Annotated in this window: 7 protein-coding genes; 4 read left to right on the forward strand and 3 right to left on the reverse strand. The window is 67.0% G+C overall.

Annotation, left to right across the window (positions count from 1 at the left end):
* Positions 1-11: 11 nt before the first annotated feature.
* Both serB and ctaD read right to left on the reverse strand, forming a co-directional pair.
* Positions 12-1,247, reverse strand: a complete 1,236-nt coding sequence (gene serB, locus KDB67_RS18675) for a phosphoserine phosphatase SerB (RefSeq protein ID WP_291019012.1) — start codon at positions 1,245-1,247, stop codon at positions 12-14.
* A 107-nt stretch (positions 1,248-1,354) separates the two neighbouring features.
* Positions 1,355-3,055: a cytochrome c oxidase subunit I gene (gene ctaD / locus KDB67_RS18680; RefSeq protein ID WP_291019014.1), complete on the reverse strand. Its 1,701-nt coding sequence runs from the start codon at positions 3,053-3,055 to the stop codon at positions 1,355-1,357.
* 419 nt (positions 3,056-3,474) lie between these two features.
* On the opposite strand from ctaD, the gene KDB67_RS18685 reads away from it, so the two are divergent.
* The 4 genes from KDB67_RS18685 (at position 3,475) to KDB67_RS18700 (ending at position 8,667) form a co-directional block, all read left to right on the forward strand.
* Positions 3,475-4,455, forward strand: coding sequence for an ABC transporter substrate-binding protein (locus KDB67_RS18685; RefSeq protein WP_291019030.1), 981 nt, complete (start codon positions 3,475-3,477; stop codon positions 4,453-4,455).
* 66 nt (positions 4,456-4,521) lie between these two features.
* Entirely contained in the window at positions 4,522-4,950 is a 429-nt protein-coding gene (locus tag KDB67_RS18690; protein ID WP_291019016.1) for a pyridoxamine 5'-phosphate oxidase family protein, read from the forward strand.
* An 82-nt stretch (positions 4,951-5,032) separates the two neighbouring features.
* Entirely contained in the window at positions 5,033-7,906 is a 2,874-nt protein-coding gene (locus KDB67_RS18695; protein WP_291019018.1) for a DEAD/DEAH box helicase, read from the forward strand.
* On the forward strand, positions 7,903-8,667 hold the full coding sequence (locus KDB67_RS18700) for a hypothetical protein (protein ID WP_291019020.1): 765 nt from the start codon (positions 7,903-7,905) through the stop codon (positions 8,665-8,667). Before KDB67_RS18695 ends, KDB67_RS18700 begins: the two co-directional genes overlap by 4 nt.
* A 279-nt stretch (positions 8,668-8,946) precedes the next feature.
* On the opposite strand, the gene KDB67_RS18705 is transcribed toward KDB67_RS18700, so the two are convergent.
* Complete coding sequence (locus tag KDB67_RS18705; protein ID WP_291019022.1) at positions 8,947-10,506, reverse strand: flotillin family protein; 1,560 nt, start codon at positions 10,504-10,506, stop codon at positions 8,947-8,949.
* Between the last annotated feature and the right edge of the window lie 86 nt (positions 10,507-10,592).

Genomic DNA, 10,592 nt, shown 5'->3' on the forward strand with positions numbered 1-10,592 from the left:
GCGTATCGGCCCTAATCCAGTGGAACGCGCCGCAGCACACCGTCGGCGGCGTCGGCGGCCTCGATCTCGTCGCGGGTGATACCGAGGATGAAGAGCACCGCATCGAGGAACGGGTGACTCAGCGCGGCGTCGGCCACCTCCCGCAATGCGGGTTTGGCGTTGAAAGCGATACCTTGCCCGGCGACGCTGAGCATGTCGATGTCGTTGGCGCCGTCGCCGACGGCCACGGTCTGCGCCATCGGGATACCGACCTGCTCGGCGAATGCCCGCAATGCCCGCGCCTTGCCCTGCCTGTCCACAACCTCACCGACGACCCGGCCGGTGAGTTTGCCGTCGGGGCCGATCTCCAGGGTGTTGGCGCGGACGAAGTCGAGTTCGAGCTCATGAGCCAGGCCGTCGATGACCTGACGGAACCCGCCCGAGACCACCCCGCAGTGATAGCCGAGGCGGTGCAGCGTCCGGATGGTGGTCCGGGCGCCGGGCGTCAGTTCCAACGACTCCGCGACCTCGTCGATGACGGAGGCGTCCAGCCCGGCCAGCGCCGCCACGCGCTGGTTGAGGGATTCGGTGAAGTCGAGTTCGCCGCGCATCGCGGCCTCGGTGACCGCCGCGACCTCGGCCTCGCGGCCCGCCTTGGCGGCCAGCATCTCGATAACCTCACCCTGGATCAGGGTGGAGTCGACGTCGAACACGATGAGCCGCTTGGCCCGCCTGGCGAGGCCGCCGCGTTCGACCGCGATATCGATCTCGTGACCGGAGGCCACCCCGGCGAGTGCCTTGCGCAGCGCGGCGTCGGCGGCGACGTCATCGCGACCAGCCACGCTGACCATCAGTTCCAGGCCCGTGAGCGGGTAGTCGGCGATCCCGCGGATCGAATCGATGTTGCCGCCCTGGGATGCCAGCGCCGACGCGACTGCCTGGAAGGCACGCGCGGTCACCGGACTGCCCAGGAGCACCACCGCGTGCGTCGACGGCCGACGGCCGCCCGAGTTGGCACCCACCTCGACATGCACGTCGATTCCGACCGAGTCCATGGCCTGTTCGACCACTTCCTGTACGTCCTGCGGGTCGCCCGTGCACGAAACCAGTACCCCGAGGGTCAGTCGACCGCGGATGACGACCTGTTCCACATCGAGAAGGCTCACCCGTTGGCCTGCCAGCGCCCCCATGAGGGTCGAGGTCACACCGGGCTTGTCGGGCCCGGTGACCGTGATCAGAACCGTTGTCTCATCGGAGGAATTGGCCACGAGTGGCAATCGTAGAGGGCGCAGGGCCGGAAACGCCAAGCGGCCCTCGCTGAGAGCGAGGGCCGCTTGGGCTTTGCTGTTCGGTGCTGTGTCGGCGACCGGAGAGGTCAGTGACCGCCGCCGGGGCCGACGTGGGCCTCTGCCTTCATCCGCTCGATCATGTGCGGATAGTGCAGTTCGAACGCCGGGCGCTCGGAACGGATCCGGGGCAGCTCGGTGAAGTTGTGCCGCGGCGGCGGGCAGCTGGTGGCCCATTCGAGCGAGTTGCCGAAGCCCCACGGATCGTCGACGGTCACGACCTCGCCGTAGCGGTAGCTGCGGAAGACGTTCCACAGGAACGGCAGGGTCGACAGGCCGAGGATGAACGCACCGACGGTCGAGACGATGTTCAGTTCGGTGAATCCGTCCGACGGCAGGTAGTCGGCGTAGCGGCGCGGCATGCCCTCGTTGCCCAGCCAGTGCTGGACCAGGAACGTGGTGTGGAAGCCGATGAAGGTGAGCCAGAAGTGCCAGCGGCCCAGGCCCTCGTCGAGCATGCGTCCGGTCATCTTGGGGAACCAGAAGTACACGCCGGCGTAGGTGGCGAACACGATGGTGCCGAAGAGCACGTAGTGGAAGTGTGCGACCACGAAGTACGAGTCCGACAGGTGGAAGTCCAGCGGCGGGCTGGCGAGCAGAACACCGGTGAGACCACCGAAGAGGAAGGTGACGATGAAGCCGACCGAGAAGAGCATCGGCGATTCGAACGTCATGTTGCCCTTCCACATGGTGCCGATCCAGTTGAAGAACTTCACACCGGTCGGGACCGCGATCAGGAAGGTCATGAACGAGAAGAACGGCAGCAGGACCGCGCCGGTGACGTACATGTGGTGCGCCCACACGGCCACCGACAGGGCGGCGATCGACAGGGTGGCGTACACCAGGCCGGAATAGCCGAACAGCGGCTTGCGGGCGAACACCGGGAACACCTCGGACACGATGCCGAAGAACGGCAGGGCGATGACGTACACCTCGGGGTGCCCGAAGAACCAGAACAGGTGCTGCCACAGGATGACGCCGCCGTTGGCGGGATCGTAGAGGTGGGCACCGAACTGGCGGTCGACCTCAAGGCCGAGCAGGGCGGCGGTGAGCAGCGGGAACACCAGCAGGATCAGCACACTGGTGACCAGGATGTTCCAGGTGAAGATCGGCATCCGGAACATGGTCATGCCGGGGGCGCGCAGGCACACGACGGTGGTGATCATGTTGACCGCACCGAGGATGGTGCCCAGACCACCGACGCCCAGACCCATGATCCACAGGTCGGCGCCGACGCCGGGCGAGTGCAGCGCGTCGGTGAGCGGCGTGTATGCGGTCCAGCCGAAGTCGGCGGCGCCACCCGGGGTGAGGAAGCCGGCCAGGGCCACGAGCGCACCGAACAGGAACAGCCAGAAACCCATGGCGTTCAGGCGCGGGAACGCGACGTCGGGTGAGCCGATCTGCAGCGGCAGCACGAAGTTGGCGAAGCCGATGACGATCGGGGTGGCGTACAGCAGCAGCATGACGGTGCCGTGCATCGTGAACAGCTGGTTGAACTGCTCCGTCGACAGGAACTGCATGCCGGGATGCGCGAGCTCGCCGCGCATGAGCAGAGCCATCAGACCACCCACGAGGAAGAACGCGAAGCAGGTGGTGATGTACATCATTCCGATCAGCTTGTGATCGGTGGTGGTGATGAGCTTGTAGAAGAACGAGCCCTTGGGCTGATAGCGCTCCGGGAACGGACGCACTGGTGCCACTTGCGTGGCGGGCTGGTCTACCGCAGTCACAGATCCTCCTCTAGCGCGACCTTTTGTCGTGGGCGACGGACTATCGGCACCCTGGGTCGGCACATGACGTTACCGAGCGCTTGTAGTGATCCTAAACCCTTCCGGGCGCCTCGACAGAGCGGGTCCTACGAACTGTCGTAATTGATAGTCACATGTACCTATACCAGCAGGTCAGAATGCCCGAGGGACCTTCGCCCCGAGTATCCGGCGCGGCGTGTTCGACGCCCATGCGGCGGGCCGGTCCCCGATCGCGGCGGCCGGCACCGCCGGCGACGATCAGACCATCCGGTGCCGGGTCCGGCCGGTTGCCGGTCCCGGAGTCGGGCAACTAGGTTGATCGGGTGCGATTCGGCTCCGGAACCAGCAATCCCCGCCCGCGACTGCGGCGGACGTCGATCGGCGCGGTACTGGCCGCGACGATGATGCTCCTCGGCGCGTGTGCGGGTGATGAGCAAGACCTGACCACGCCGGACGGCTCCCCCATCTCCATTCCGACCACGCGACTGGCCGAGGTCAACATCGTGGGCGCCGAACGCGACTACACCAAGACCTGTTTTGCACCCACCGCGCCGGACGCCGGTAAACTGGATGTCGGCCGGATCGTCGTCACCGATCCACTGCTTCTCGATGACCTCTGCGCGCTCGGGATCGGGTCCAAGGTCACCGCGGTCACCGTGCCCGAGGATGCCGTCCCCCGCTACCTCGGCCCGCAGCTCACCTCCGTTCCCGCGATCGGCGAATCCCCCGGATCATCCGCGGTCGCCACCGCCGACGCCGATATCGTGCTGACCACCCCGGCCACCGCCGTGCGCGCCGCGGCGTTCTCCGGCACCAAGGTCGTGACGATCGACCCCACCGACGATCCCGCGGCCAACTGGACCGAGCGGTACCGGTCGGTCGCCGCCGCTCTTAACCGGACCGCCGCCGCGACGGACCTGCTGGCCCGGTTCACCAGAGAGGCGGCCCGAACGGGCAGGCGTAAGGACGCCGCGCATACCGAGGTGTCCCTCGTCCGGTTCAGCGCCGACGGCCAGACCGCCGAGGGCACCGATTCGTTCGCCGCTCAGGTCCTCGCCGCTATCGGCGTCCAGCGGCCGGCAAGCCAGCGCGAGGCCGGCAGTACGAAACTGACCGACGACAATCTCACCGTCGCCGACGGCGACCTCATCTATGTCAGCTATCGCGACTCCGGAGACGTGACCGGCCCCTCCGTCGAGGACAGCGCGTCGTTCAGGCATGCCCGGACCGTCCTGGAGAGCGACCGCTGGCTCGATATGGGTGCACCCACCTGGAAGCGCGTGCTGGCAGTCGACGACACCGTCTGGTACTCGACATCGGGCCTGGCCGCGGCCTGGCTGGTGCTCAACGACGTGAAGGGATCGCTGGACTCCAACTCCTGAACCCCGTTACGGGAATGCCTACCGAAAGGTTTTCAATATCGGACTCGGATGGCTACGATCGACCCCATGATCCATACACTGCCCGACGAGTACCGGGACCTGCTTGAGCGTCCGCTCATCGGGATACTCGCCACCGTCGCCCCCGACGGGCGACCGGCGCAGCAGCCGATGCGATTCACCTGGGACGGCGCCCACCTACGGATGAGCCAGACCATTCCGCGCCGCAAATTCGTGCCACTGCAGGCCAACCCCAACTATTCGTTCATCATCACCGACCCCGACGACCCCGCGCGGGTATTGGAGATCACCGGCTGGCTGGTCACCGTCGGCGGCGACCCGGACGGCGACTTCTACCGGCAACTCGGCCGCCGCTACGGCAACCCCGACGAACCGGTCCCCGCCGACGTCGACGACCGGGTGGTGCTGATCCTCGACGCCCAGCACTTCATCCCGAAGACGGCACCACAGCCCACAGCGACAACCCCCGCGGGCTGAGGCCCGGCGGTGAGCAGTATTCGGTTGTCACAGGCGACCGATAAAGTGTTCGACCATCGCCACCGCACCTGACCCGCCCCGCATGCTCGGCCTCCACGCCCTCTGGCGTCCGGGGGCCGGTCTGTCGTTGTGGCACGACACACTCGCTCCCGAACCGGAACTGCCCGGACCGGTCGCCGCACTGCTGGCCGGCCGCCGGTTCAGTACGCGTGTGGCCGTCATCGATTCCGACGGCCGCCGGGACTTCGCGGCCACCGCCACCCTCGGCGTCACGGCCGCGGTCGTCCTTCTCGACGCCACCCGGTCGCTGCCGGCGCACCCCGAGATCGCCTGGTATCGCCATCTGCTCGACGGCGTGCGACGTCTGGTCGCCGCCGGCGCCGTCACGCCCACGGTCACGTCGGCGGGCGGCGCGTCGCTGGTGCGCTGGCAGCCCGTCGCCACCCCGGTGTGGCGTAGTTGGTCGGCGGTGATGTGGGGTGCCGCGCCCGAGATAGTCACCATGAACAATCCCGACCCCCGTGCCGCCGTGGACGATCTGGTCGCCGAACTCACCGACCATCTGTGCCGCGCTCGCCTGGCCGGTGTCCGCGCCGACGCACACCGGTTCGGCTTCATCGGGGACCTGCTCCCCGGATCGTCCGGCGACACCGTGTCGCCGAGTAGGGCGGGGGCCGCGTCGGCGGCGTGGCTGACCTGGCAGGCGAGCGCCGGCGGCGACGAGACGACCGTCGTGTTCCGGCTGCACGAACCCGATGAGACCGACGAGTTCCCCGGTACGCATGCACTGTGGCGATTCCAGGTGTGTCTGCGCAACGTCGAGGGTCATCTGGAACCGGTGGCGCCGCATCGACTCGATCCTGCACAACTCGACCGGGTGACCACCGACCTGGCCAACGCGGTCAGCGCGTTCGGGCCGCTGCGGCAGGCCGAACCCGACCGCACGAGCCTGGACTATCTGCTCACCACCGACACGGTCGCCGAACTCCTCTCCGACGGCGTCTCCGCGCTCGGCCGCGCCGGATTCGCGGTCCTGTTGCCACGCACCATCGCCGACGTCCGGCCCGCACTCTCGCTCACCGGGCGCCCGGTGGTGGGCAGCCCCCGGCGCAACGCGATGGTCGGGCTCGGTGCGGTACGGGATTTCCAGTGGCGGCTCGCGCTCGGCACCGGCGGCGACGCAGTTGCGCTCACCGACGCCGACATCGACGAATTGGCGCGGCAGAAGGGTGATCTGGTCCGGGTTCGCGGTATCTGGATGCGCGCCGAGGGTGCCGCACTGACCCGTGCGGCAGGGTTCATCGCCGCGCAGCGTGTCGCCGCCGCAGCCGGCACCCCACCCGACATGGGCGAGTTGCTCGACCTGGTGACCGGCGACACCGAACGCACCGGAATCCCGGTCACCGCGGTGTCGGGCATGTCCTGGCTCGACGACATCGCCGACGCGGGTTCGCTTCGCCCACCGGTACTTCCGGGTGCGGTCCTGGCCGATGCGACGTTGCGCCCGTACCAGCAGCGCGGATTTGAGTGGCTGACCCATCTCGGCGGGCTCGGGGTGGGTGCGGTACTCGCCGACGACATGGGCTTGGGCAAGACCGTCCAGGTGATCGCGGTCCTCGCCCACGAGCGTCGCAACGCCCACGAGTCCGCGGAGGACCGGCTGCCCACGCTCGTGATCTGCCCGATGTCGGTGATCGGTAACTGGCAACGCGAGATCGCCCGATTCGCACCGGAACTCACCGTCACCATGCATCACGGCCACCAACGCGCAACGGGCAAGGCGTTCGCCGCCCGGCGCCGCGATACCGACGTGGTCATCACGACCTTCGCGACGGCCACCCGCGACCGTGAGCTCCTCTCCTCGCATTCTTGGCGGCGCATAGTCGTCGACGAGGCCCAGCATGTCAAGAACGTGAATACTGCTGCGGCCAAGGCGATCCGCACGATTCCCACCGAGCACCGAGTCGCCCTGACCGGCACCCCGGTGGAGAATCGTCTGGAAGACCTACGTGCGGTCATCGACTTCGTGAACCCGGGACTGCTCGGTTCGGCGTCGGTGTTCCGCGCCAGATTCGCCGAGCCGATCGAACGCGAACGTGATCCGGCGGCGCTGCGGCACCTGACCAGATTGACCCGGCCATTCATCCTGCGCCGCGAAAAGACCGATCCGTCAATCATTTCCGACCTTCCCGCCAAAGATGAGCTGACGGTCCGGGCAAATCTGACCGTCGAGCAGGCGGCCCTGTACCGGGCCGTCGTCGACGAGTTGATGGAAGCACTCAAGGACAAAGAGCAGCGGGTGCTGCGCAGGCGGACGGTGCTCGCCGCACTGACCAGACTCAAGCAGATCTGCAATCATCCCGCGCACTACCTCGGTGACGGTTCACCGATCACCCGGCGCAGCGGCCACCGGTCGGGCAAGGTCGAGTTGCTGGCCGACATCGCGACAACCCTTGTCGACGAAGGAGACCGGGCATTGGTGTTCACCCAGTTCGCGGCGTTCGGGGAGATGCTCACCGGCTGGCTCGGCGAGTTGCTCGACGCCGATGTCCCCCTATTGCACGGTGGACTGTCCCGCACCGATCGCGATGCGATGGTGGCGCGCTTCCAGACCGGCGACGACGCGCCGCCCGTACTGGTGGCCACACTCAAGGCAGGCGGCACCGGACTCAACCTGACGGCCGCCAATCATGTTATCCACGTAGACCGTTGGTGGAATCCGGCCGTCGAGGACCAGGCCACCGACCGCGCCTACCGAATCGGTCAGCGGCGCGACGTGCACGTGCGCCGCTTCGTGTGCGTGGGCACTCTGGAGGAACGGATCGACGACATGATCGGAAGCAAACGCGAACTGTCGGCGCTCACCGTCGCGACAGGCGAGAGCTGGCTCGGCGACTTCGGCAACGACGAGTTGTACGAACTGTTCGCATTGCGCGATGAGGCGGTCAGCGAATGAGCCCGCGAGGTGCGGACCGGAAGGCGACCCGCGGCTACGGCGTGACTCCGTGGTCGCGGGCCGTCTGCGATGTCGTGGAGGGCCGCGATACCGGTCCGGTCGACTCCCGACGGATCACCAAGGCCCGCAGCTACTTCCGCGACCGCAACGTGCGGCAGCTGTCGATCGGCAGCGGGCGGGTCACCGCTCTCGTCGACGGTAGTCAGCTCGACCCGTTCGAGGTGACGGTCACTATGCGCCCGGTCCACACGCCGACGGTCGCGTCGTTATTGCGGTCCCGGAACGCCGTCGACGACCTGCTTGCGCTGACCCGCGGCACGCAGCCGAATGTACTGGGCGAGCTACTACTGCCCACCGAATCCGCCGACATCGCCTCAGAATGCAGCTGTCCCGACGAGACGGTCCGCTGCATCCACGTTCTCGCCGTCATCTACGAGGTGGCCGCTGACATCGACAGGCACGCAACCACTCTGCTCACGCTGATGGGCACCGACCTGACCCAACTCCTGTCGGCAGTCGAATCACTCAGCGGCGCAACATCTACCGACCCTGACGAGGTACCGACCCCACTGGTGCCGACCGCCGCGCCGGCACTCCCCCCGCTACCCGATCCGCCGCGGATGACCCCGATCATGGATCTCGACATCAAATCCCTGCACGCGGCGCTGCGCGCCTCCGGAATCCCGGCCGGCGACGTCGGCGAGGCCGTCGACCAACTCGCCGAACTCTACGACGCCCTTCTTGACCCCAAACAAAAGTAGCCCCCTCTTGATCCCTGAGGCCAGGCAATCATCGTTACCTCGGTCATGATGATGATCCCCGAACAAAAGTAGCCCCCTCTTGATCCCTGAGGCTGAAGCGACGAAGGAGCGAAGGTCACGAAGGGTCCGGTGAGACGCGAATCCTGACGGAACCACCGGCTCAGTGGCCACCAGTACGCCGATCAGATACGACAATGTCCGCAACCACCGGTGAAAGTGGTTGCGGACATTGCTATCTCACCAGGTTTCGAGGCTCATCGCCTAGCGGCTCTTCTTCCCTCAACCATCGAGTTGGACCGCATCGGCGTCGCCAGAGGCGACAACCCCACCCGACTTCGCGGCACCCCGCCCGTTGACCAGACCGGTGACGTCGATTCCGGAGTCTTCGAGAGTCGATATGACCCCGGCGATCGTCTGCGGCGAGATTCCGAGCAGTCCGGTGAGCGACGACTTTGCCTCCGACGATCCTCCGATGATCGAGATCTTGTCGATGTTGCCGAGTTGCTCGGCCGACTTGCCGGTCGCCTCGACGAGCGCCTTCAGCACGGCCGGCAGGATCTCCATCCGCACCGCCTGGTCGCTGAACGCGTTGAGCGAGTCGGCGATCTGGCGTTTACCGGTGGCCTCGGCCTCCAGTTTCGCCTTCAGACCATCGGCCTCGGCCTGCTGCTCGGCGCGCAGCGCTTCGGCGGCCAGCTTTCGGGCGTCGGCCTCAGCCGTGCGGTTGGCCAGCAGACCGTCGGCTTCTGCCTGGGCCTCCGCACGCCGGGCGTCGGCGGCGAGCTTGCGTGCGTCGGCGGTCGCCGCACCGGTCTGCCGGGCGGTTTCAGCCTGTGCCTGGGCGTGCAGAATGGCTGCCTGCCGTTCACCTTCGGCTCGGGCCACCGATGCCTGCCGTTCGGCCTCCGCGGGCGCGATCACATCCGCTTCGAGCGAGGCCTGCGATTGCAGAGTGCGCTTGCGTTCCACCTCGGTCCGCGCCTCAACGCGGGCGGCCTCCGCCTCTTCCCTGGCGATACCGACGGCCTTCTCCGCGCGCGCCCGGGCGAGCGGACCGGCCTGGTCGGCCTCGGCGTTCTCGGCTTCGGTCTGCGCACGCAGCCGAGCCAGTTCGACGTCGCGACGCTGGTTGGCGGTCGCGATGGCGGTGTCGGCCTGCGCCTGGGCCGTCGAACCTTCCTGCCGCGCCTTGGCGGAGAAGATCTGCGAATCGCGTTCGGCCTCGGCGGTACCGACGGCGGCGTCGCGCTTGACCTCGGCGATGCGCCGCTGACCGAGCGATTCGAGGTAGCCGTTACGGTCGGAGATACCGGCGATCTTGAGGACGTCGACCTCCATACCGATGCGGGCGAGGTCACTGCCCGCTTCCTCGACGACGCTGCGGGCGAGGGTGTCACGGTTGGAGTTGAGGTCCTCGACCGTCATCGTGGCGGTGATGCCACGCAGGCTGCCGGCGAGGATCTCGTTGATCTGTCGCTGCAGTTCGTTGCTGTCGGAGGTGAGGAATCGCTGCACGGCGGTCTGCACCGCCTCGTCGGCCGATCCGATCCGCACCAGGCCGACTGCTTCGACGTTGACGGGAACACCGTTGTTGGACAACGCATTCTGCAGGTTGATGTTCACGTTGAACGGTTCGAGCGACATGACGTCGACGCGTTCGATGCCCGGAATCCGGAAGCGGGCTCCGCCCCGGACCACCTTGGGCGCGCCGCGGCCGGTGAAAACGGCGACCTCGTTGGGTGGGACTTTGATGTAGTTCCGGACGTAGATCACCGGAATGAGAATGAACACCACGAATGCTACGACGGCGACCACTGCGATGATCGTAATCATATGCACCCCGTTTCCCTTGTTGTGTTGTCAGGTCTTTTGTGGCACTGAGACTTCCGTCAGTCCAGTGCCGGAATCGCCACCACCCGTACGTA

The sequence above is a fragment of the Gordonia sp. (in: high G+C Gram-positive bacteria) genome (assembly GCF_020438995.1).
GTDB lineage: Bacteria > Actinomycetota > Actinomycetes > Mycobacteriales > Mycobacteriaceae > Gordonia.

What these genes read in the sequence shown, in the direction of transcription:
- KDB67_RS18685 (WP_291019030.1), top strand. Translation starts at nt 3,475, where the DNA reads ATGATGCTCCTCGGCGCGTGTGCGGGTGATGAGCAAGACCTGACCACG.
- KDB67_RS18690 (WP_291019016.1), top strand. Translation starts at nt 4,522, where the DNA reads ATGATCCATACACTGCCCGACGAGTACCGGGACCTGCTTGAGCGTCCG.
- KDB67_RS18695 (WP_291019018.1), top strand. Translation starts at nt 5,033, where the DNA reads ATGCTCGGCCTCCACGCCCTCTGGCGTCCGGGGGCCGGTCTGTCGTTG.
- KDB67_RS18700 (WP_291019020.1), top strand. Translation starts at nt 7,903, where the DNA reads ATGAGCCCGCGAGGTGCGGACCGGAAGGCGACCCGCGGCTACGGCGTG.